The sequence below is a fragment of the Pelagibacterium sp. genome, from assembly GCF_048264985.1.
Taxonomy (GTDB): domain Bacteria; phylum Pseudomonadota; class Alphaproteobacteria; order Rhizobiales; family Devosiaceae; genus Pelagibacterium.
This window is the reverse complement of the sequence record NZ_JBLXCL010000001.1, coordinates 1,435,334-1,457,324: the sequence shown is the minus strand read 5'-3', so window position 1 is coordinate 1,457,324 and position 21,991 is coordinate 1,435,334. Positions and strand designations below refer to the sequence as shown.

General features: G+C 57.2%; 23 protein-coding genes, 1 tRNA gene and 1 pseudogene. 11 read left to right on the top strand and 14 right to left on the bottom strand.

The genetic code is table 11. From position 1 onward, the window contains the following. Positions 1 to 45: 45 nt before the first annotated feature. A complete protein-coding gene (locus tag ACN0TA_RS07165; protein WP_417581236.1) occupies positions 46 to 2,073 on the bottom strand; it encodes a GumC family protein in 2,028 nt (675 codons plus the stop codon). Positions 2,074 to 2,216: 143 nt separating this feature from the next. Here ACN0TA_RS07165 and ACN0TA_RS07160 point away from each other — a divergent pair, with 143 nt between their 5' ends. From ACN0TA_RS07160 to ACN0TA_RS07145, 4 genes are all read left to right on the top strand, one after another. Beyond that, positions 2,217 to 2,771, top strand: a complete 555-nt coding sequence (locus ACN0TA_RS07160) for a polysaccharide biosynthesis/export family protein (protein WP_417581234.1) — start codon at positions 2,217 to 2,219, stop codon at positions 2,769 to 2,771. Positions 2,772 to 2,774: 3 nt separating this feature from the next. Continuing rightward, positions 2,775 to 3,896 carry a glycosyltransferase gene (locus ACN0TA_RS07155; RefSeq protein WP_417581232.1) on the top strand — a complete coding sequence of 374 codons (1,122 nt, stop codon included), beginning with the start codon at positions 2,775 to 2,777 and terminating at the stop codon, positions 3,894 to 3,896. 161 nt (positions 3,897 to 4,057) lie between these two features. Further along, positions 4,058 to 5,503, top strand: coding sequence for an undecaprenyl-phosphate glucose phosphotransferase (locus ACN0TA_RS07150; RefSeq protein ID WP_417581230.1), 1,446 nt, complete (start codon positions 4,058 to 4,060; stop codon positions 5,501 to 5,503). Beyond that, positions 5,500 to 6,771: an O-antigen ligase family protein gene (locus ACN0TA_RS07145; RefSeq protein ID WP_417581228.1), complete on the top strand. Its 1,272-nt coding sequence runs from the start codon at positions 5,500 to 5,502 to the stop codon at positions 6,769 to 6,771. The genes ACN0TA_RS07150 and ACN0TA_RS07145 overlap by 4 nt, the downstream gene beginning before the upstream one ends. Here the strand turns inward: ACN0TA_RS07145 and ACN0TA_RS07140 are convergent. Further along, positions 6,768 to 6,935 (bottom strand): hypothetical protein, encoded by a 168-nt coding sequence (locus ACN0TA_RS07140; RefSeq protein ID WP_417581226.1) that lies wholly within the window; start codon positions 6,933 to 6,935, stop codon positions 6,768 to 6,770. The two genes, ACN0TA_RS07145 and ACN0TA_RS07140, sit on opposite strands and share 4 nt — an antisense overlap. A gap of 235 nt (positions 6,936 to 7,170) precedes the next feature. On the opposite strand from ACN0TA_RS07140, the pseudogene ACN0TA_RS07135 reads away from it, so the two are divergent. The 6 genes and pseudogenes from ACN0TA_RS07135 to ACN0TA_RS07110 all read left to right on the top strand — a co-directional run. Continuing rightward, positions 7,171 to 7,721 (top strand): annotated as a pseudogene (locus ACN0TA_RS07135) (aldehyde dehydrogenase family protein); the annotation flags it as partial. A 104-nt stretch (positions 7,722 to 7,825) separates the two neighbouring features. Continuing rightward, the gene (locus tag ACN0TA_RS07130; RefSeq protein WP_417581224.1) at positions 7,826 to 9,502 is read left to right on the top strand and encodes a Na/Pi cotransporter family protein; all 1,677 of its coding nucleotides are present in this window, start codon (positions 7,826 to 7,828) and stop codon (positions 9,500 to 9,502) included. Between the two features lie 133 nt (positions 9,503 to 9,635). Continuing rightward, complete coding sequence (locus ACN0TA_RS07125) at positions 9,636 to 9,797, top strand: Thivi_2564 family membrane protein (RefSeq protein ID WP_417581222.1); 162 nt, start codon at positions 9,636 to 9,638, stop codon at positions 9,795 to 9,797. A 122-nt stretch (positions 9,798 to 9,919) separates the two neighbouring features. Next, positions 9,920 to 10,084, top strand: a complete 165-nt coding sequence (locus ACN0TA_RS07120) for a hypothetical protein (protein WP_417581220.1) — start codon at positions 9,920 to 9,922, stop codon at positions 10,082 to 10,084. 313 nt (positions 10,085 to 10,397) lie between these two features. Beyond that, positions 10,398 to 10,474, top strand: a tRNA-Pro gene (locus ACN0TA_RS07115). 104 nt (positions 10,475 to 10,578) lie between these two features. Beyond that, the gene (locus ACN0TA_RS07110) at positions 10,579 to 11,553 is read left to right on the top strand and encodes a phosphotransferase enzyme family protein (protein WP_417581218.1); all 975 of its coding nucleotides are present in this window, start codon (positions 10,579 to 10,581) and stop codon (positions 11,551 to 11,553) included. Positions 11,554 to 11,556: 3 nt separating this feature from the next. Here the strand turns inward: ACN0TA_RS07110 and ACN0TA_RS07105 are convergent, their stop codons facing one another. From ACN0TA_RS07105 to ACN0TA_RS07060, 10 genes are all read right to left on the bottom strand, one after another. Then, complete coding sequence (locus ACN0TA_RS07105) at positions 11,557 to 12,315, bottom strand: ABC transporter ATP-binding protein (protein WP_417581216.1); 759 nt, start codon at positions 12,313 to 12,315, stop codon at positions 11,557 to 11,559. Beyond that, entirely contained in the window at positions 12,312 to 13,277 is a 966-nt protein-coding gene (locus ACN0TA_RS07100) for an iron chelate uptake ABC transporter family permease subunit (RefSeq protein WP_417581214.1), read from the bottom strand. The genes ACN0TA_RS07105 and ACN0TA_RS07100 overlap by 4 nt, the downstream gene beginning before the upstream one ends. Further along, positions 13,270 to 14,229 carry an ABC transporter permease gene (locus tag ACN0TA_RS07095; RefSeq protein ID WP_417581212.1) on the bottom strand — a complete coding sequence of 320 codons (960 nt, stop codon included), beginning with the start codon at positions 14,227 to 14,229 and terminating at the stop codon, positions 13,270 to 13,272. Before ACN0TA_RS07095 ends, ACN0TA_RS07100 begins: the two co-directional genes overlap by 8 nt. A gap of 100 nt (positions 14,230 to 14,329) precedes the next feature. After that, entirely contained in the window at positions 14,330 to 15,256 is a 927-nt protein-coding gene (locus tag ACN0TA_RS07090) for a siderophore ABC transporter substrate-binding protein (RefSeq protein ID WP_417581210.1), read from the bottom strand. Between the two features lie 133 nt (positions 15,257 to 15,389). Further along, entirely contained in the window at positions 15,390 to 15,890 is a 501-nt protein-coding gene (locus tag ACN0TA_RS07085; RefSeq protein ID WP_417581208.1) for a MerR family transcriptional regulator, read from the bottom strand. A 23-nt stretch (positions 15,891 to 15,913) separates the two neighbouring features. Further along, positions 15,914 to 16,225 (bottom strand): integration host factor subunit alpha, encoded by a 312-nt coding sequence (locus ACN0TA_RS07080; RefSeq protein WP_014130317.1) that lies wholly within the window; start codon positions 16,223 to 16,225, stop codon positions 15,914 to 15,916. Positions 16,226 to 16,309: 84 nt separating this feature from the next. Next, the gene (locus tag ACN0TA_RS07075) at positions 16,310 to 17,287 is read right to left on the bottom strand and encodes a beta-ketoacyl-ACP synthase III (RefSeq protein ID WP_417581205.1); all 978 of its coding nucleotides are present in this window, start codon (positions 17,285 to 17,287) and stop codon (positions 16,310 to 16,312) included. Then, the gene (gene plsX, locus ACN0TA_RS07070) at positions 17,284 to 18,351 is read right to left on the bottom strand and encodes a phosphate acyltransferase PlsX (protein WP_417581203.1); all 1,068 of its coding nucleotides are present in this window, start codon (positions 18,349 to 18,351) and stop codon (positions 17,284 to 17,286) included. Before plsX ends, ACN0TA_RS07075 begins: the two co-directional genes overlap by 4 nt. A 171-nt stretch (positions 18,352 to 18,522) precedes the next feature. Further along, on the bottom strand, positions 18,523 to 19,062 hold the full coding sequence (locus ACN0TA_RS07065; protein WP_417581201.1) for a YceD family protein: 540 nt from the start codon (positions 19,060 to 19,062) through the stop codon (positions 18,523 to 18,525). Beyond that, on the bottom strand, positions 19,059 to 19,586 hold the full coding sequence (locus tag ACN0TA_RS07060) for a ubiquinol-cytochrome C chaperone family protein (RefSeq protein ID WP_417581199.1): 528 nt from the start codon (positions 19,584 to 19,586) through the stop codon (positions 19,059 to 19,061). The genes ACN0TA_RS07065 and ACN0TA_RS07060 overlap by 4 nt, the downstream gene beginning before the upstream one ends. A 153-nt stretch (positions 19,587 to 19,739) precedes the next feature. On the opposite strand from ACN0TA_RS07060, the gene ACN0TA_RS07055 reads away from it, so the two are divergent. After that, positions 19,740 to 20,186 carry an outer membrane protein assembly factor BamE gene (locus ACN0TA_RS07055; RefSeq protein ID WP_417581197.1) on the top strand — a complete coding sequence of 149 codons (447 nt, stop codon included), beginning with the start codon at positions 19,740 to 19,742 and terminating at the stop codon, positions 20,184 to 20,186. Positions 20,187 to 20,279: 93 nt separating this feature from the next. Here the strand turns inward: ACN0TA_RS07055 and ACN0TA_RS07050 are convergent, their stop codons facing one another. Beyond that, positions 20,280 to 21,482 (bottom strand): MFS transporter, encoded by a 1,203-nt coding sequence (locus tag ACN0TA_RS07050; RefSeq protein WP_417581195.1) that lies wholly within the window; start codon positions 21,480 to 21,482, stop codon positions 20,280 to 20,282. Positions 21,483 to 21,499: 17 nt separating this feature from the next. Then, positions 21,500 to 21,991 (bottom strand): transcription antitermination factor NusB, encoded by a 492-nt coding sequence (gene nusB / locus ACN0TA_RS07045; RefSeq protein WP_417581193.1) that lies wholly within the window; start codon positions 21,989 to 21,991, stop codon positions 21,500 to 21,502.

The window sequence follows — 21,991 nt, the reverse complement described above, 5'->3', positions numbered from 1 at the left end:
TCGAACGCTGCTCTATAGAGTCCATAAGGCGGCACAGTCGGGCGCTCAGGCGACTTCGGACTGCGGCTGGGCAGTCGTGATGACACGAATGTCAGAAAAGCCCAATGCAGCGATTTCGCGCGACGCTGCACAGTTGCTCCCACCGGCAGACGAGAGCAACACGCATTTGCCCTCGATGCCGACGAATAGCGGCAAGCTCGATGTCATGCCGACACGCCCGGTGACGATCACGATCACCTCGTAGATGTCCGAAAGCGCCTCAACCAGGGTCGCCACACGCTCTGTATTGCGATTGAGACGAAGCCCTTGCCCCCAGGGCACGAAAGCAAAACGCTCATCATCGCCGCGATGCACGACGTCACCAAAATCGGCGCCGGCCGAGCACAGATCGGTGAGACCCATCTCGATTCCCTGCTTGCCGCTGGCCGCGTCAATTTCCGCAACGCTCTGGCCGTTCTCGACCAGCGCCGCAGTCAAGCGCTCGGCAAATTCAAGGCTTTCTTCGTCATCACTATCTGATGCAACAAAGATCAGGCGGTCGAGCGCTGCCAGCGCCCCGACAGCAAGGGCCTCAATCTCGGTATCAATAACTTCGCTCGGCTGGCGCGACGTCGTGACCAGCAAAGGTTCAGGTTCGCCAGGCTCTTCGGCTACAGCAATTTCTTCCGGCTCGCCTTCATCGTCCTCAAAATCCGAGACAAAAACGGCGTCATCGAGTTCGTCTTCCCGATTTACGCGCGCGACCAGCGCCCTGCCCGACAGCAATTCTGAAAATATCACAGCGCCAACCTGCAACAGGATTGCTGCAATGGCGACAGCGACAAGAACGAGGCCAGACTTCGGTGACACCGGCGACGATGACGGCACAGCCTCGCTGACGATCCGCACATCGGGAAGCGCCGAACTCACATCCGAGCGCGCCGAGGCTTCGGTAAACCGCAGCAGATAGGCATTAAGCAATTCGCGCTGCGCTGCCGCTTCGCGTTCAAGTTCTGCAAGTCCAACGCCCTCGATTGTATCCGATCCCGCAGTGACTTTCACGCGATCAAGCTCTGCCTGCAGCGAGCGTTCGAGATCGGCTTCGATTTGAGCCTGCGCTTCGAGCGCCTGAGCGACTCTGCCCCCTTCATTGGATATTTGGGAATTGATTTCTGCAATCTGGGCGTCCAGCGCCCGTATCGTAGGGTGACTGGGCAGGAACGTAGCAGCCTGCTGGGCGCGCTCACCCTGCAATCGCGCCAGTTCCTGACTGAGCTGCTGGACGACCGATGACGCCTGAACGTCGGAAACGCCGCCAACCGACTGCCCGTTTTCGAGCAGGCTGCGGATCAATTGCGCACGTGACTGGGCTGCATTGCGGCGCTCGTTGGCTGCAGTTATCTGGGACGAATAATTGGAAAGCTGTTGATTGGTCAGGCTCTCATTGTTGGAGCCAGTGAACAGATCGTTCTGGACCCGGAAATCAGCGATCGCACGCTCGGCAGCGACGACGCTCCCACGAAGCCTGTCGATTTCCTGCTGCAACCATGCTGTTGCGTCGACAGTATCGGAAATCTGTTGTCCCGCACGCCTCTGGACATGCGCCTTCACGACACCGTTGGCGATTTTGGCGGCCAATTCGGGATCAGTGTGACGGAAAGCAACAGATATCAGGCGCGACGAGCGCTCTTGCGTAACAACCAACCCGTCCCCGATTTCGGATACGATGTCATCGTCGTCCCATCCTTCGAACTCTGGCTCGTCGCGCAGTGCAGCAATATCGATAGCCGCAAGGATTGTACCGCGCGACTTGATGAGCTCGATCTGGCTCGAAACAGTGGCAATGTCGATGTAATAGGTTTCGGCATTCTGGTTGCTCGTCGAGCTGGTGTAGGCCGTACTGCGCGGCTCAACGAGCAATTCGGCCCGCGATTCATAAAGCCGCGGCACAAAAAGCAACGCGGCGTAGGCAGCCGCCAATAGCAAGACAGTAACAAATCCAATGCGCAGCAACTTTGAAAGCACGGCTTTCAGAATCACGCTGGCATCTATGCTTTCCTCGGCCCTGTTTGACCCGGATGCAGAATCGCTCATGTCATGCCCTTCGTTCGTCACGAGCTTATCGCCCCGCCATGGTAAGCATTCGGTTAAGCACCCCAGTCACCCGAGCCGTGATAAGGGCTTTTTAACCATGACGTGGGAGACCTAGCGTTATCGAATAACATGGGACGGATGTGATGGGTCGGCTGCGCCTTGCCTTGCTATTGTTGCCGCTTTTTTTGGGCGCCTGCGCCCACAGCGGACGCCCCGCGACCTATCTGGTTGAACAGAGCGGCCCCTACCTGCTTGATAGTGGCGACATCTTGCGCGTTAGCGTTTATGGCGACGAGAACCTTTCCAATACGTATCGCGTCGACGATTCCGGCTCTATCGCCATGCCATTGGTGGGCGCTGTTCCTGCACGCGGCACAACCACCGAGGCGCTGTCACGCAAAGTGGCTTCGACACTTGCGGCTGGCTACATGCGAAACCCGAACGTTGCCGTGGAAGTTGCTGAATACAGGCCATTTTTCATCCAAGGGGCCGTCGGTTCTTCCGGGCAATTCTCATACTCCTACGGCATGACAGTGCGTGCAGCAATCAGCGCCGCAGGTGGTTTCACCGACACAGCAAACCGCAACACGGCGACTATCTATCGCCGTCAGGGCAACGAGATGGTCAAAGGGAATGTCGAACTCGACTTCCCTATCCTCCCCGGCGATACAATCGTCATCGCTGAACGCTGGATCTAGTCAATGTCCAATAATCGCCTGCGTATTCTGCAGGTCATGCGCGCACCGGTCGGCGGCCTGTTTCGCCATGTATCGGATCTGACCCGTTCGCTGGCTGAACGTGGACACCAAGTCGGAATTGTCGCCGACTCCGATGGCGATGCCCAATCCGATCACAAACTCGGCATGCTCGAGCCTTATGCGCAATTGGGCATCCACCGGCTTCCCATGCCACGCGTTCTGGGGCTCAACGACATAACGACCCCCGCCCGCATAAGGGCGCTGGCCAAGTCGACAGGCGCACAGATCGTTCACGGCCACGGCGCCAAAGGCGGCTTCGGCGCGAGACTGGCGCGTATCGGACGCAAACAAACCCGTGCTATTTACACGCCTCACGGCGGGGCTTTGCATTTTGATCCGCGCAGTCTGTCTGGCGGCGTGTTTATGACCATCGAGCGCTCGCTCCTGCGACTGAGCGATGCGCTGATCTTTGAAAGTCACTACGCACAAAAGACTTTCGCCTCTCATGTGGGCGTTACGGCCGGCCGGCAAGAGGTCATTCACAATGGCCTGGACGATGCCGAGTTCGTGCCCATCACGCCCGATGCGGACGCTGCAGACTTCGCGTTTGTCGGTGAACTGAGAACGCTCAAGGGGATCGATCTCATCATTGCGGCTCTTGCGGGTCTCACAACGCCCGACGGCCGCCCCGCCACCATTATCATGGCGGGCGATGGTCCCGATGGCGCTGCCCTGCGCGAGCGCATCGAGCATCTTGGGATGAGCGATCGCGTGGCGCTTGCCGGCATCCGGCCAGCGCGCGAAATTTTCGCCAAGGGCCGGTGTGTATTGGTCCCGTCCCGCGCAGAATCCCTCCCCTACATCATCATGGAAGCAGCAGCGGCTGGCCGCCCGATCATTGCGACCAATGTCGGGGGGGTCGGCGAGATATTTGGCCCCACGTCGCCGAGTCTGATCGTGCCAGGCGATGCCGATCCTCTCAGGCAAGCCATGGCCGCATTTCTCAGTGAACCTAAAATCTTTGAAATTCAGGCGGAAGAACGGCGCGATTTTGTACGGTCGCGCTTCTCTTTGACACACATGGTCGACCAGATCGAAGCTCTCTACGACTCGCTAACCATTTGAACAATTGCGAGGGTTGGCTTTAACCCCTCTTCACATCCAACGCTCCATAGTCCCGCGCACGAACTCTATGACTATCAGTGCGAGGCTAACCCGTGTTCAGGGTCGATCCAAAACAAGCCGTTCTCAACCATATTTCTGCAAGCGCGGGGGCCTCCTGCGCCTTGGGCGCCGATGCGGAAGCGGCTGTTCACGCGCCGGTTGCGCCGACTCTATCGCATAAGCTGGTCTCAGGCTTTGCCCAACTGATCGAGGCACTGCTGCTGCTGACATTGGGATTGGGTATCTATCTGTACTATCTCGGCGGGGCCGATGCCGTTTTGTACGTGCCGCTTTCGCTCAGCATCGTGGCAGCGGCCAACATAGCCTTCAACATCGCGAGGACCCACAGGATCGCCGCCTACAGGACGCTCTTCAAGCAGATCCTGCGCGTTCTCGGCGGTTGGACTGGTGTGTTCCTGTTAGTTGTCGCCGGCCTGTTCGTCTTCAAGGCAGGTGATCTTGTATCCCGCTTCTGGCTGGGCAGCTGGGCGCTGTCGGGAGGCGTTGCCCTGGTTTGCTTCCGTCTCGTACTGCGCGCCCTGGTCCTCGACTGGTCGGCTAAGGGACGACTGCGTCGCCGTACGGTTATCGTGGGCGGCGGCCCGAGCGCCGAAGCGCTTATCGATGCTATCGAGACAAGCGCGACCAGCGATATCGATCTTATCGGGCTGTTTGACGATCGCTTTGACGAGCGCTCGCCGGAAATGATCGGCAAGGTCAAGAAATTGGGAAAAGTCGCCGACCTTGTTGAGTTCGCGCGGCGTGCGCGGATCGATCTGGTCATTGTGTCGATGCCACTTTCTGCGGAGTCCCGACTTCTCCAGATGCTAGGTCAGCTCTGGGTACTGCCTGTCGATATTCGCCTAAGCGCGCATATGAGCAAGCTGCGCTTTACCGACAAGACCTATTCCTATGTCGGCGACCTGCCGGTTTTCGAGATGGCCGACCGGCCGATTTCAGACTGGAATCTTGTTTTCAAATGGATGTTCGACAAGCTTGTTGCACTGTTTGCATTAATTGCCCTGTCACCGGTAATGCTGGCGACCGCCATCGCCGTTAAAATGACGAGCAAGGGGCCGGTGCTCTTCAAGCAGAACCGACACGGCTTCAACAACGAGTTGATCGGCGTCTATAAATTCCGCTCGATGTATACCGACATGGGCGATGCCAAGGCTGCCAAGCTTGTGACGCGGAACGACCCACGGGTCACCGCTGTCGGTCGCTTTATCCGCAAGACCTCGATCGACGAACTGCCGCAACTGTTCAACGTGCTCAAGGGGGAGCTGTCGATTGTCGGGCCGCGCCCCCATGCTTTGGAAGCGAAGGCTGCAAACCGGCTCTATCATGATGCGGTGGACGGCTATTTCGCACGGCACAAGGTCAGGCCCGGCATTACCGGCTGGGCGCAAATCAACGGTTGGCGTGGCGAAACCGATACTGTCGACAAGATCATGGCACGCGTCGATCACGACCTCTATTATATCGAGAACTGGTCTATCCTGCTCGATCTCTACATTCTTGCGATGACGCCGGTTTCCCTGTTCACCAAGAACGAGAATGCGTTTTGACCCTCGCTCTGCCAGGCCAGACAGCGCTTGCGCAGTCCGATCGCGGTCGGGCCTGGTTCGGCGCGAGCGCCAACAAGGCACTCGGGCTGATCGTCGGGATATGGATTTTTTCAGGCGGCTTCGTGATCGTCGAACCCTCACCCTATGAGGTGATGTTTCTACTCGCCTTTGCCGTTGCCCTGGCCGGCGGATTGCAGTTGCGGCGCGAAACGCTGCCGCTGCTGGTCGTCATCATCATGTTCACGCCCTTCGCGCTGATTTCGCCCTTCTTCATGCGCTACCAGGACATCACCGATGGGCTGATCTTCAACCTGGTGACGATCTTTCTTATGGTCACCAGCTATTTTGCAGCCAATTTCGTGGCCCAGGCGCCCCTTGCGCATATGCGGCTTATCGCCAAAGCCTATATCGGGATCGCCCTAATCACTTCCGTCGTGGGAACGCTCGCTTATATGGGTCTGCTGCCGGGCGAAGATGTGTTCTTGCGGTTTGGACGCGCCAAGGCATTTTTCAAGGACCCCAACGTTTACGGCCCCTTCCTGATTTTGCCTGCCATGTTCGTGTTGCAGCGCGTTTTGCTAAGCACCAACAGACGCACTGCCATTCTTAACGGACTGGCTTATCTCATAATCTTCGTTGGCGTATTTGTGAGCTTTTCGCGCGGCGCATGGGGCCATCTGGCCGCATCTTCGCTTCTGATATATGCGCTGGTGTTTATTCTCGAAGCATCGGCGCGCGAGAAGGTGCGCCTGCTGTTGCTTGCCGTGGGCGGATTGATGGTTCTCGCCTTCGCAATGTCAGTCCTGCTATCGATACCCGTCGTGGCGGACCTGTTTACCCAGCGCTTCTCACTGACCCAAAGCTATGACACAGGCGAATTGGGGCGCTTTGGCCGCATCTGGTACACGCTCGACCTGGCGCTCACAAATCCTTGGGGCATCGGGCCGCTGGAATACGGCTATTTGCGTATTACCGAACAGCCTCATAACACCTATCTCAACATCGCCCTGACTTATGGTTGGGGCGGCGCAATCGCCTATTACCTTCTCGTCGGCTCAACGCTTGTCGCTGGCAGCAAGGCACTGGCGGGGGCCACATACCGCCCATTGTTGATACCGGTCTTTGCCACGTTCGTACCAATGATCGCTTTGTCCGGCATCATTGATACCGATCACTGGCGGCACTGGTTCCTGGTGACGGGACTTGTCTGGGGCATTTGTGCCGCATCATCCACCGGCAAAGCTGTCCCCGGACGTCAGCTTCCCTAAAACGCCTTACGAAACAGCCACATTACAACAATAATTCCAGTCGCTACGATCAGCACCCAGAACAGGCCCATGAGCACAACAGCGCCGAGTAATGCGCCAAGAGCATCCCAGAAGCCGATTGTTCCAATGAGCATGGCGAGCAGTATGATCAAAAGTATGGGCATCGGATAAATCCCTGTTTCAATTGGAAAGAAACGGCTTGGCAGCCAACATGTTCCCCAAACTGGCATTATCAAGCCCAGTGCCCTGGTTCACCCCAAGCGACCAATTGGATCAATCAGCAAAGGCGCCCGGCCAATTGGTTGAGCGCCTTGAATTTCATGACGACAAACTGTCCGACGTTGCGACGCCGAGCCACCCTACTTCATCTTGCCGATCTTGCGGCGCAGGAAGCTCGAGTCGGACGACGATCTTGGACAGGCCGCCGATCTGGCTGTCGCCGGCGCGACAAAGAATTCGGGTCAGCGGTGTACGGCGGTCAAACGCATCCTCGTTCAGGAAAGTGTCGCAGATCGCTTTGTGCATGAGCGTGCGGCCAAAATGTTTTAGGACCGGGTTCACATGGCCGCCGAACAGGGCGCAGATATCCTCTCGCGATGCTGCCCCCTGTTGTGGTCGACCATGTGCCCCACACTTCCGAATGGAGGAAACCTTCGGCCCGGTCATTCCGATCGTACGTGCGCCCGATGATGATGATGCCCTGATCGCTCTGTTGAACTCGACGGCATTCGGGCTGTCTTCTGGTGAATGTACCAATGATTATCGCCGTATCCGCAAATATATCGCCGGGCTCAAGGTTGGTACTGTTAACATCTGGGAAGTCCCTGGCTACCGAATCGAGATGCGCCCCGTTTGGCGGCATCAAGGATTCAGGATACGGCTACAAGGAAGGTGTGATCCAAGCCATGAAGAGCTTCACGAACGTCAAAACCTTCTCACTTCCGTGGTGAACGTGATAGGCGCTGCGCTCTATCGATTTTGACGATCAGACAACCGGCGCGCGGCCTCCGCGCGTCGTATTCTTTATTCAGGCAACAGAATACAGGAGAGCCAAATGACCCCAGTGCTGACCGTCATTCATATCGCGGCTGCCGTCATGCTCCTGCTGTGGTCTGTTCGCATGGTACGGACCGGCATGGAGCGGGCTTTCGGCTCCGCGTTGAGAACGGCGCTGCGAAAGCCTCCTGGCGGATATGTCGGGATGGCCGTGGTAGGCACCGGCCTTGCCATGATTTTGCAGAGCGCGACTGCCGTAGGCATTCTGGCTGCGGGCTTCGCAAGTTCAGGCGTTCTGACCGTCCCATTGGGCATTGCCGCGATGGTGGGCGCCGATCTGGGCTCTGCCATTGTTGTCAAAATCCTGTCCTACGATTTGAGCGAAGCTATCCCTATTCTTCTGCTGATCGGGGCCACTCTGTTCCTTAAATTTGAGTCAAGGAATGTTCGCCAGATCGGCCGTGTACTTTTGGGTGTTGCATTCATCCTGCTCTCGTTGAGCATGATCGGTGATGCCACCGACCCTCTGCGTGACAACTCACTGATGCCGCTGGTCGCCGGCTATCTCCAAGGCGATCCCATAACCGCATTGCTACTCGCCGCGATCCTGGCTTGGGCAATGCACTCCTCTGTCGCTGCGCTGCTGTTATTGGCGGGCCTGACCCAATCGGGTGCGTTGCCGATCGAGGCGGCGCTGCCCATGGTTTTGGGGGCAAATATCGGTGGCGCGCTTGTTGCAGTGTGGTTGACCCGTGGCAGCACCCCGATAGCTCGCCGTATTCCCATTGCAAACCTGATATTCAGATGCGTCTGGGTTCTGGCTGCGATCCCCAGTATCGGTTTCATGGCAAACCAGCCCTGGCTGGGTTCGGGTGGCGCTGCTCTTGTCAACTTCCATGTCCTGTTCAACTTAATCCTGACGGTGACCGCCCTGCCCTTCGTCGGTCTGGTTGCCCGGCTTTGCGCTCGGCTTCTACCTGAACGTCCCGAGCCCGAGGATATCGATCAAAGTCCCGCCAGCGTACTCGACCGGAACGTGCTTCACGTTCCAGGATTGGCACTGGCATCGGCCCGACGGGAAGTGCTCGCCATGGGTGAAGTCGTCGGGCGCATGCTCGCGCCTGTTATCGATCTTCTCCAGAGCGGAAAGAAGGAAGAAATTACGCGCGTTCGGCGCCTCGACGAGGCCGTAAACAAGAAGCACTCGGCAATCAAACTGTTCATAGTGGAAGTCAATCGTGGTCAACTGAGTGAAGATGAGGCACGCGCCGGGCTCGATCTTGTTGACTTCGCCATCAGCCTCGAACATGTCGGCGACATCGTCGCTAAGACGTTGATGCCGCTCGCCGATGCCCGCGCCCGCAACAAGCTGAGTTTTTCCCGTGAAGGCTGGGAGGAAATATCGGCATTGCATGCGCGCGTGGAAGCCAATCTGCAATTGGCACTCAACGTTCTCCTCTCGGGCGATACCGAGAGCGCCCGCCAATTGGTGCGGGAAAAGGAAATTGTCAGGCGCATGGAGCGCCAAAGTCACGACCGCCATCTCGACCGACTGCGTGCAGCAAAGCCTTCCAGCATTGAAACCAGCGACCTGCATCTGGAAATCCTGCGTGCGCTCAAAGAAGTCAATTCGCTTCTGGTGACCGTCGCCTACCCGATCCTAAACGAGGCTGGCGAACTGCGCGAAACCCGTCTTGTCGAAGACGATGATAGCAGACTGTCCCTGTCCCACTGAATCTCGGCGGCGCGGCGCCACGTCGTGTTTTTTATAAGAACTTCGACTGTCGTCCGCCTTTTAATCAGTATGATGGAAACAAAAGTTCGGGCAGGACGTTTAAACAGTCTCGATCTTTTGGAGTATTTATTGAATGTCCGTACTTATCAGCATTTTGATCACTTTCCTGGTTGTGGTCTTGGTTCTCTGGCTGGTCCAGCGCCTGCCCATGGAGGCCCGGATCAAGCAGATTCTACAGATCGTCGTGATCATAATCGGCGTCGTTTCGCTCCTCCGCTATCTTGCCGTGTTCTAGTCGACAGCAAACACCAATCACGTAACTTTCAGCCCCGGCAGACCGGCCAATCTTGCTCTTTCAGGAACACGCGGTCGCCGGGAGCGTTTGGATTACAGCATACCGCTGAACAGGAGATCCAAATGTCCAAAGAAGACCGACAGACGGAACGCCTCGAACATGCCGGCATTGGCGGGCATCTCGGTGGAACAAAGTTCGGGCAGCAACCCGGCACAGCCGAAGCCAACCACGCCCAGCCACCCAACCAGGTGGACAATTCGAAAAACGACAAGAAAAAGAACGACTGATCCGACAGTTTAGGATTGGCCGATGAAGGGTGCGGCACGCCGCATCCTTTTCTGTATCTGGCTACCGATATGGCACAGAGATTCTTTCTGGATGAGACGTGTAGAGCAGAACTGCAAATGTCGTAGAGAACGGCATAAGGGGCTATGTCCTCGCCGGCGAGCAGCCAGCTAGAGACAGGCCATCGTTAGAGCGGCTGCAGCACTTCCGGGGCCACCCGAATTCACAACGTCCAAAAAAACTTCGTTTATTCACATCGCCCTGCAAAATCGGGGTTGCACCAAATCCCCCGCTTCTCTATGTCTCCGGTCTAGTCGGGGCGTAGCGCAGCCTGGTAGCGCATTTGTCTGGGGGACAAAGGGTCGTCGGTTCAAATCCGGCCGCTCCGACCATTCATCAAAGGGCCTGGCGTTTCAGTACGCCGGGCCCTTTCTGATTCATGCGTGGACATGCCCCCTTTTTGTGGTCGATAAGGCGTTCATGCAGGGGGAAATGCATGACACAACACTGGAAGGGGCTGTCCGACGCCCTCTCGTTATGGCCCGGTTTGGCACTGGGTACGCCAACGCTCATCAATCTTTCGGAAAACCATACGTTTCGCATCGACTGTGTTGACGGCGGCAAGGCCATTTTGCGGGTTCACCGGCCGCGCTATCATTCGCGACTCGCTATCGAAAGTGAATTGTCCTGGATGCAGGCGCTTCGGCGTGATGCCGACCTTTTCACGCCCCGCCCCCTGCCGGCTGTGAATGGCAAACTTGTTCAGGAAGCAATGTTTCTTGGCGAGATGCGCCACATGGTTGCCTTCGTTTTCGAAGACGGCGGAGAACCCAATGAGCAAGACGACCTTGCGCCCGTGTTTGGACAATTGGGAGCACTCGCTGCCCGATGTCATGCCCATATCATCCAATGGCAACCGCCCGCTTCATTCGAGCGCCAGACATGGTCTGCCAAAGCGATTCTCGATCCTGATGCCATCTGGGGTGACTGGCGCGTTGCTCCGGGCGTCTCTGGCGCCGTACGCGCGACGCTGGACAATCTCGATGCCCGTCTGCGCAGCCAGCTTTTTGCTTATGGCAACGGACCCGACAGGTTTGGGTTGATCCATGCCGACATGCGACTGGCCAACCTTCTGATTTCAGAGGGTGTGACGCGGCTGATCGATTTTGATGACTGCGGGTTTTGCTGGTTCGGATATGATTTTGGTGCTGCAGTCTCGTTTTTCGAGGACAGTGACACAATCCCTGCCCTGCGGGCTGCATGGCTCGCTGGCTATCGCCAACACCGACCCTACGAGCCAGAGCACGAGGCAATGCTCGATGCCATGGTCATGCTGCGCCGAATGGCGCTTCTCGCCTGGACGGGATCACACGCCGAGACCGATTTGGCCAAGAGCCTTCACGCGACCTACGCCACAGGCACTGCCGAGATGGCCGAACGCTACCTTTCCAGAGGCACGATCGACCGCTAGCGATCAATCGTAGAACAATGATACCCGGTGCCCGCCGATCTCGTGGACGTTGATGTCCATGTCATAGATGTCTTTGAGCGCCTCTGGCGTGATGATGTCGTCCCTTGAGCCATGACGGATGACGCGTCCATTTTTCATCGCGATGATGTAGTCGGAATACCAGGACGCAAAATTGATATCGTGCAGAACGAGTACGACCGTTTTGCCCAGCTCCTTACACGCGCGCTGCATGAGCTTCATCATGCCCATGGCGTGTTTCATGTCGAGATTGTTCAGTGGTTCGTCGAGCAGGACGTAATCGGTGTCCTGACACAGAACCATCGCAACAAACGCCCGCTGGCGCTGGCCACCTGACAGTTCATCGAGGAACCTGTCCTTCAATTCACCGAGATTGAGATAGGCGATAGACTGATCGATATGGGCCTTGTCCTCGATGGTCAGTCGTCCCTTGGAGTAAGGGTAGCGGCCAAATGAAACGAGGTCATGAACGGTCAGGCGCGCAGTCATGTGATTATCCTGGCGCAGAATGGACAGTCGCTTGGCTAGCACATCGCTCGGCGAGCTCGAAACATCCAGCCCATCGACAGTAACCGATCCGGCATCCATGCCTAAAAGCCGCGAGACGATGGAGAGCATCGTCGATTTTCCAGCACCGTTCGGTCCAATGATCGAGGTTATGCCGCCAGCGGGCAACTCGACGGAAACATCGTCGACGACAGCCGTATCGCCATAGTATTTCTTGAGGCCGGAAGTGATGATCATCGGGCCGCTCCTCGGAGAATGAGAATGATAAACACGAGGCCACCAAGGAACTCGACGATGATGGACAACGCAGTGTCGAACTCGAACACGCGCTCAAACAATGTCTGACCACCAACCAATGCGACGATGCCGAGCAGCACTGCCGCAGGGAGGATGTATTTGTGTTTGGAGGTACCAACAAGACCGTGCGCCAGGCTGGCCACCAACAGGCCAAAAAACGTAATGGGACCAACCAGTGCCGTCGAAACCGACACAAGCACGGAGACCATGACCAAAATAATTACCACGCTGCGCTTGTATTCAACGCCCAGATTGACCGCGTTGTCCCGGCCCAGTGATAACACATCGAACGTATGCCCCATTCGCCAGAGCACCAGCGTCACAGCGGCGATGATGCCAATCGATACGCCCAGCAGGGTGGTGTCGATTGTGGAAAAGCTGGCAAAGAAACTGTCCTGCAAGACCTGAAACGCATTCGGATCGAGCATTCTTTGCATGAAACTTGAAAGCGAACGGAAGAATATCCCGAACACGATCCCGACAAGTACAAGCAGGTGCAAACTCCTGCCCTCGCTGAGAAACAGCCACTGAAACAGGATCCAGGAGAAACCGATCATCAGGACGATTTCGACGCTGAATTGCATGTAGGGATTCATCAGAGCCAGCATCTGCGGCCCGATGAAGAAAACGATCGAGGTCTGGAGCAGAATGTAGAGCGCGTCGAACCCCATGATCGAGGGCGTCAAAATGCGATTGTTGGTGACCGTTTGAAACAGGACCGTCGAAACAGCGACCGAATAGGCAACCAGCAACAGGCCGAGCAGTTTACGACCGCGGAACGGGATCACAAAGCTCCAGCTTCCACGAGCGCCCAGGGTCATGAAACACACGACAGCGATCAGCGCGAGCACCGCCAGGATGGTCAGCACTATGGTCGGACGCGACCAACGCAGTTTAGCCATTGTGACGCTTCCTCAGCAAAAGATAGAGGAACAGCCCGCTGCCGATGGTGCCGACCACAACGCTGATCGGTATTTCGTAGGGAAAACGCAGGATGCGCCCGAGAATATCGCAGGCCAGCACAAAGGCCGCCCCCATGACGGCGACCCAGGGCACAGTGCGCCGCATATTATCTCCCACCATCAGGCTCACAACATTGGGTACGATCAATCCCAGAAACGGAATCGAGCCCACCGAGACAAGAACGACAGCACTGACGATCGAAACGATCACCAGCCCAAGACGCATAACGAGTTTGTAGTTCAGCCCGAGATTGGTGGTGAAATCCTGGCCCATGCCAGCAACGGTGAACCGATCGGCTGCAACGTAAGCCATCACTGTGCCCGCAAGCCCGAACCATAACAATTCATAGCGACCGCGCAACACGCCGGAGAAGTCGCCCATACTCCAGGCCAGGAGCGATGGCATCAGGTTGAACCGGTATCCGAAAAAGGTTGTGACGGCGCCGATCACGCCCCCCAGCATGATGCCGACCAATGGAACCAACAACACATCGCGCAGCGGAACAAACCGCAGCAACCGCAAAAACAGCGCGGTACCGGCAAGCGCGAACAGTGCAGCGATGGCCATCTTGGCCATCAAGGGCCAACCGGGCGCAAAGAGCGTGACGACGAGAAAGCCCAAGGTCGCGGATTCGGTGGTGCCGGCGGTCGAAGGTTCGACAAACCGGTTTCGCACGATCATCTGCATGACCAGCCCGGCAATAGCGAGCGACGATCCGGCAAGAAGAATGGCCAAAGTGCGCGGGACACGACTGATCAGAAGGACCTGCGTCGCCCGTGATTGCTCGTCTGCAGCAAACAGAGCCTGCATGGACACGTCACTGACGCCGACGAACAGACTGACAATCGCGAGAATGAATGTCAGGGCAATTGCCGCAAATAATAGCCGCACTGGCCTGCCTTGAAAACAACCCGGCGCCAAAAGAAACGGAGCCAGAAATACAAAGAAGGCCCGGCGGGGTCACCGCCGGGCAAAATGGGTCGCTACGGAATTACTCGGCGGTATAGCCGGCAATGACCTGGTCAAGCATGTTCATAAGACCGGTGTAGCCGTGCATGGTGATATAGGCGGCCTGCGGGTCGAGGTAGATGATGTGATCTTCCTGCCATGCAGTCGTCTGGTGCATCAACTCGTTGTCGAGCAGAGCGGCCGCAGCGCCTTCATTGCCCACGCCAGCGTCACGGTCGACGACAAAAAGCCAATCGGGATTGGCTTCGAGCAAAAACTCGAACGACACACCGTCGCCGCCATGATCGCCATCCTCGACCTCATCCATCACCGAGGGAATGTTGAGTTCATTGTAGATCCAGGCGACGCGCGAATCCGGACCGTAGACGCCCAGATTTCCGGCATTGGTGACGAGCACGAGACCGGTGCCCTGCCCTTCGGCAGCTGTCCGGGCTTCTTCGATCTTGGCATCGAGGTCTGCGATGAGCGTGGCAGCACGGTCCTGAACGCCGAAGATTTCACCGAGCTGTTCGATATTGGCTTCAACGCCTGCAACCAGATCGGTATTGTTGATCGACATATCGATAGTCGGCGCAAACTCGGTCAGCGTCGGGTACGCCGCAGCGGAGCGTGCGGCAACAATCACAAGATCAGGCTGCTCGGCGGCGATGCCTTCAAAGTCGGGTTCAAACAGCGAGCCTACATTGTACATCTCGTCGCTGACGCCATCAGCCAGATAGCCGGGAACATTCGAGCCAGGCGCACCGGCAACTTCAACACCGAGTGCAGTGAGATTGTCGTAGGCTGCCCAGTCGATGACGAAAACCTTTTCAGGCACACCCGAGATTGTGGTTTCGCCCTGGGGATGGGCAACGGTCACGTCCTGTGCAGACGCTCCAGCGGTGAGGGCGAGCGAGGCTGCTAGGGCAAGGGCCGCAGTGGCGGTCCGGAAATTGTTCAAAGAGATCACGATTACGATCCAATCGTTGGCTAAAGGTCAAATGCGCAGACAAATAATGACTGCGAGCATCAGGTTATTAGCCAGCATGGACGTCAGCGTCAATATAGTTGATCGCAACTGTCAGCTTTTAATTTAACAAAGCCTATAACCGGGCTTTTTGCAGAATCGCCCGACATTCTTCGAGTGCCTCAAGGGCGGAAGCGAGTGTGTCGCGCTGGTGCTCGGAAAGCCCGGACTGTACCTGCGGCGGCGAAGGCTGCTGGTTCACCGGTGCTGCGAGCGCATGGCCGGCGTCGAGCTCAACAAACTCAACAGCATCCACAGCTTCAGCGCGTTCGACTTGGGGTTGCGGCGTGATTGGACGGATCGACCCGGTTTCACCAATAGCCACGACATGGCGCGCGCCCTGCTCCTTAAGGATGCGCTGCACGCCCTTAATGGTAAAGCCTTGATCGTAGAGGAGGTGACGGATGCCCTTGAGCAGTTGAACGTCATCGGGGCGATAATAACGCCGCCCGCCGCCACGTTTCAGTGGCTTGATCTGCGTGAACCGCGTTTCCCAGAAACGCAGCACATGCTGTGGAAGATCAAGTTCGTCTGCCGCTTCGGATATCGTCCGGAAGGCGTCTGGCGATTTGTCCAACGCAAGTGCCCCGGTAAAAGTTGTTATTTTCCAGATCGAACCATAGATTTGTTGATCTTCGATTTCAAGACATTGGATGGTTTGAACACAAGAACCTGCCGCGGAAGGATCGGAACCTCCTCGCCGGTCTTTGGATTCCGGCCAATTCTCTCGTTTTTCGAACGCACTTGAAACGATCCAAAGGACGACAGTTTGACGTTATCGCCCGATGCCAGAGCGTCGCTGACAATCTGGAGGACGCGCTCGACAAGTTCCGCCGATTCGGTGCGCGACAATCCGACGGACTGATAGACTGACTCGGCGAGATCGGCACGAGTCACGGTTTTTCCCGACATAGTGTTCCCCTCAACCTCATTGGCAGCCTCAACAGCTCCCAAGATTTCAACCACTTAACGCCCAAATTCAATCGGGGTCAACGCCTACCACACAATGAGCGCAGCGCCCCAGGTGAACCCACCCCCCATCGCCTCGATCATCACGAGATCGCCTTTCTTGATTCTTCCGTCCTCATTTGCCACCCAAAGAGCCAGTGGAACCGAAGCTGCCGACGTGTTGGCGTGCTTGTCCACAGTAACGATGGTCTTGGCTTCGGGAATGCCCAGCTTTCGGCCCGCACCATCGATAATACGCTTGTTGGCCTGATGGGGGACGAACCAGTCGAGGTCGTCTGTCGTCTTGCCGGTTTTGGCCAGCACGTCTTCAACAACGTCGGAAATCATGCCCACTGCGTGCTTGAAAACCTCGCGGCCCTCCATACGCAAATGACCGATAGATTTGGTCGTTGATACGCCGCCGTCGACATAAAGCTTGTCCCAATGGCTGCCGTCTGTGCGCAAACTCGATACCAGCACACCGCTATCGGCAGCGTCGTCATCGACATCGCGTGCTTCGAGAATGATTGCCCCTGCCCCATCGCCGAACAAAACGCAGGTCGTTCTGTCGTTCCAGTCGAGGATTCGCGACGCGGTTTCAGCGCCGATCACGAGCGCGCGCTTGGCCATACCGGTCTTGAGGTAACTGTCGGCTGTCGCCACGCCGAACACGAAGCCCGAGCAAACGGCCTGAACATCGAAAGCCGATCCCTTGGTGATGCCCAGCTTCTGCTGAACGAGTGCGGCAGTCGCCGGAAACGTGCGGTCGGGCGTTGTCGTACCGACAATGATCAGGTCGATCTCGCTGGCATCCATCCCGGCATTCTCAAGCGCACGTTTGGCGGCGCCCAAGGCCAGATCGGATGTATATTCGCCTTCCGCAGCAATGTGGCGCTGCCGGATACCGGTGCGCTGGACGATCCATTCGTCAGAAGTATCGACGACCTTTGCAAGATCGGCATTGGTCATAATGCGTTCGGGCAAATAACCGCCGACGCCACGCACAACAGATTGTATTTTGGTCACGCGGAAGGTGCCTCCAGATTGGACGGTTCTGCCGGCACAGCCAGCGCGGGGAAGCGCTTAACGCCATCCCCGATCTTTGCAAGCAGATCATTGCGTGCCATTTCATAGGCCACGCTAAGTGCGCTCTTGTAGCCGATCTCGTCGGTTCCACCATGGCTCTTGATAACGACGCCATTGAGGCCGAGAAACACGCCGCCATTGACTGTGCGCGGATCCATCTTTGAACGGATCGCGTTGAGCGCGCCGCGCGCGAAGAGAGCGCCGATCTTGCTCATCAGCGAAGAGGTCATTGCATTGCGCAGATAGGTGCCGACTTGCCGGGCGGTGCCCTCTGCAGTTTTCAGCGCGATATTGCCGGTAAAGCCCTCAGTGACAACGACATCCACCGTGCCCTTGCCAAGGTCATCGCCTTCGACAAATCCCTTGTATGTGAAGCCGGCACCCGAGGTTTCCGCAAGGATCTTGCCTGCGTCTTTGACCCATTCATTGCCCTTGGCTTCTTCGACGCCGACATTGAGCAACCCGATTGTGGGGCTTTCGATATCGAACAACGCTCTGGCCAACGCCGAACCGAGAATCGAGAAATCGACGAGTTGCTGCGCATCGGCCCCTATGGTTGCGCCAACATCAAGCACAACGATATCGGAACGCAAAGTCGGCCAGATCGCCGAGATGGCCGGCCGCGAAATGCCTTCCATTGTCCGCAGGCAGAACGTCGCCATGGCCATCAGCGCGCCGGTATTGCCGCCAGAGATCGCCACATCGGCTTCGCCATCCTTGACCGACTGGATCGACGCCCACATGGACGACGTTCCCCTGCCCTTGCGCAGGGCCTGGCTGGGCTTGTCATCCATGGTGATGACGTTTTCGCTATGGCGGATTTCGGAAACGGATTTGAGTTCGTGAAACTCTTCGAGCAATGGGGTCAGCACGTCCTGGCGCCCGTGAAAAATAAATCGCGCGTCCGGATGCTCACGGAGCAGCAATTTGGCGCCGTGCAAAGGAGCACGGGGCGCGTTGTCTCCGCCCATTGCGTCGACGGAGATCGTTATGGTTTCAGTCATTGCCTGCCTTAGAGCGTTTCCAGAAAAGGTGAGCCGCCTTTTTCGGTTCGGAGACCCGGCATATCGAAACATCACAGTCTCGAAGCAAAGCGCCAGGCTCCTCTACCCCGCGCTCACAATAGTCAATGAACGCGGTCATGCAAGCGTGTCAACCTGCAGGTGCACCTTGGCTCAGTCCTTTTTCAGCGTCTTGAGTGCTGCAAATGGAGAGAGTTCAACCGGATCGTCGCCCGCCTGCTCCCCGGCAAGCGCGGCACCGGGTTTGCGCGGATAGAGATCGATGGCGAGGGCAAACACCTCAAGCACCAGGTCGGCAAGGTCGATCTCGTCGCCTTCAAAATAGTCGGGCAGATCGTCGTCTTCGAGGTTGACGAAAATTTCGGCGCCGGCAGTCGCTTCGCTTGCAGCATCGTGGCCAGGCAGAAACACACGGTCGATCGGCTCACTGATGGTCTGGCTGATCGGGTCACCGGTCACAACGCAGGGTTGAATCACAGTTCCGCTCACATTGCCTTTGGCCTGAATGCCACCACGAAACCGAGTCGCCGTCACTTCGGCGGAAAAATCTGTGACTTCGCTCACCTTGAGCCGTTCGGCCAGCACCTCGCGCTGCTCGGCATCGGTCTTGATCACAGTTACGCGGCCTGCGGTCGGTATCTTATCGACCCGGATTTTTGCATCTAGGTCGAACTGATCTGGTCTTTGCGTCATTTGGGGTCTCCGAACGTCACCTTGCCGTCCATGATCTGCTCGACAAGCTGGGATTTGAGTGCCGTATCGCATTCCACAATATAATCGGCAAACCGCTCAACCTGCGGATCGGTTGCACCGGCGTGAAAGTTTCGCGACACGAAATCGATGAGTCGCGCCCTGTCGCCTGAGTCCAGAATCGATGACAGATTTGACAGCATGCCGTAAAACAGGCTGCCCATCTTTTCGATACGCTTGCCAACCGAGAGGTCGCCGACGCCCATTTCACGCAAAGAGCGATCCATGTCGTGAAAAAAGCAGTCGAAGACATTCTGAGCGAAGTCCTTGCTCTGCTTCTCGCTGGAGCGCAATCGCCGGAAAACGAGGGCCGCATGCAGCGAAATCATGTCGAAACGCCCAGTGAGCGTATCGGAGACACCCCATTGTGCGTAGAAAATCTCACGCCGGGATTGCGCCACAATGGCGTTGTAGACGGCATAAACGGGCTCGGAGAGCTTGGTCTTGCGGAACAATGACAGGATCATTCTTGGGGTCTCACACAGAGAAAGGCCAGCCGATTACAAGTGGAATTCGATTGGCCGCTTGCCAGAGTCGGGCTTGGACGGCTAAACAACACGAAAATCCCTGGCGCATTTGTCGCGAGGCTATAGTCGAGAGAGCTGAGGAAAGTCAATTCCATGACCCTGCGTCCCGCCCTTGTCCGCCTGTCCCCTATTGCCGCGGCAATCGCGCTTGGCCTGACCCTGTCGGCCTGTTCGGGTACAGGCTTGGTCTCCCAACGTACCCAGGGCTACGTGCTGCCCGCCGATGCGATCACCCAGGTCCGTCCCGGTTCGAGCCAGGATTTCGTCAGTGTCGTTCTTGGATCGCCGCAGACGACAAGCACCTTTGGTGGTGAAACTGCCTGGTACTACGTCGAAACCAAGGTGACACAGACTGCATTCGGCCTGACCAACGTTCAGGAACGCACAGTACTGGCCGTCTATTTCGGTGCCGACAAGCGCGTTACCGATCGGGCGCTTTACTCGCTCGAGGATGGGCGCGCCTTTGCCATTGAGCAGCGCCGCACCGGATCGTTCGGCGAAGACCGCAACTTCGTGGAATCGCTTCTGTCCTCGATTTAGGTTTCTGACTGTCCCGGATTATCGGGACAGTCACCCTCTTCATTCAGATTGTCGTGCAACGCTCAGGGGCGGATAGTTTATCTCCCGCCCCGGCTATGGCGTTGCTGTAAACCCGGTTTTGCCGATGCGGCGGCTGCGCAGGTCGTCCCAGCCCAGAAGCAGTATGGTCGCCACGGCAATCGGCAAGGCGATCAAGTTCACAGCTTCCCAGCCCAAAAAATTCAATGCAAGCCCGGCGCCGATCGAGCCGATAGCGTTCGAGCCGAAAACCAGTTGCTCATTGAGCGCTTGAACCTTTGCGCCTTCTTCTGGACGATAGCTTTTTGTCAGCATGACTGTGGAGCTGATGAACCCAAAATTCCAGCCGACGCCCAGCAGGACCAGACCAAGGTCGAAATGGAGGGTCGAGGTTCCCATCAGGGCAGTGCCGACACTAGCGATGATCAGCAGCATTCCGATAGCGGCAGTGAGGTGGGAGCCGATCCGCTTGACGATCTCGCCTGTGATAAAGCTGGGCGCGAACATGGCCACGATATGCCACTGGATGGCATTGGCCGCCTCTGCCGGGGCATGGCCGCAAACGTGGACCATTGCAAGCGGTGCCGCGACCATCACGAAGGTCATGAGCGAGAAACTCGCCATGCCTGTCAGAACGGGCACGAACACTGCCGGTGTACGGATCATGTCCTTGAGAGGCCGCCCCTGCTCAGAAGCGGGACGCTTGGGTTCGCCCTTGGGCAACCGCGTGAAGCTGAGCAACAGCATGGCGACAAGCGAGAGACCGGCAAGACCGATGAACGAGCCCGCATAGAGCGCGCCCGGAATGGCCTCGGAGGTCATCGAGGCGAGGCGCGGCCCGAGAAAGCCCGCCAGCACCCCGCCAAACAGCACCCAGGAGACGGCACGTGCTTTTGCGCCTTCAGGCACGCTATCGGCTGCTGCAAAGCGATATTGCTGGCCAAACGCTCCTGCAGCGCCGATGAGCAGCATCGACGCGGAAAACGTCAGAAAATTGTGCAGGTAAATGCTGATCGCGGCCAATATGCCGCCACTCCCGGCTATTGCAGCGCCGAGCAGGAAGCCGCGCGTACGGCCAAGACGATGCAACGTGATCGCTGCGGGCCCCGCCATAATGGCAACCCCGAGAATCATCATCGTCGTCGGCACAGTGGCAAAGGCAGGATCGAAGGCAAGGTAAGCCCCGGCCAAAGCACCTATTGCCATCACCATGCCTTGCGAAGAGCCTGCTATGGCCTGCGCGCCCGAAAGCAGGAGTATATTGCGCATATTGGCCATTGGAATGCTCTTAAGAATCAGGAAGTTGGTTGTTCTCCGCCAGCATAGCCTTCGGAGTATTTTCGCGCTACGGCATCAAGCACGCCATTGACCATGCCGGGCACGTCGTCTTCGTAAAACGCGTTGGCGACGTCGACATATTCGCGGATCACCACCTTGAACGGGATGTCCTTGCGCATAGTCAATTCAAACACGCCGGCGCGTAGCAACGCCCGCAATGTCGCATCGATGCGCGTCATCGGCCAACCGCCTTGCAAGGCGCTGTTTATGACAGGATCGAGCTTGACCTGGTTGGTGACAACGCCCCGGACGATATGCCGGAAATAGTCTGCGTCAGCGGGCAGATACTGGTCGCCTTCCAACTCACGCCCGAGCCGATGGCTCTCGAACTGGCTCAAAGTTTCTTCGAGCGTTTGTTCTCCAACATCCATCTGATAGAGCGCCTGTACGGCGGCAAGACGTGCAGAGCCGCGTTGGTTGGCAGGTCTGGGTTCAGTGTGATCGACCAT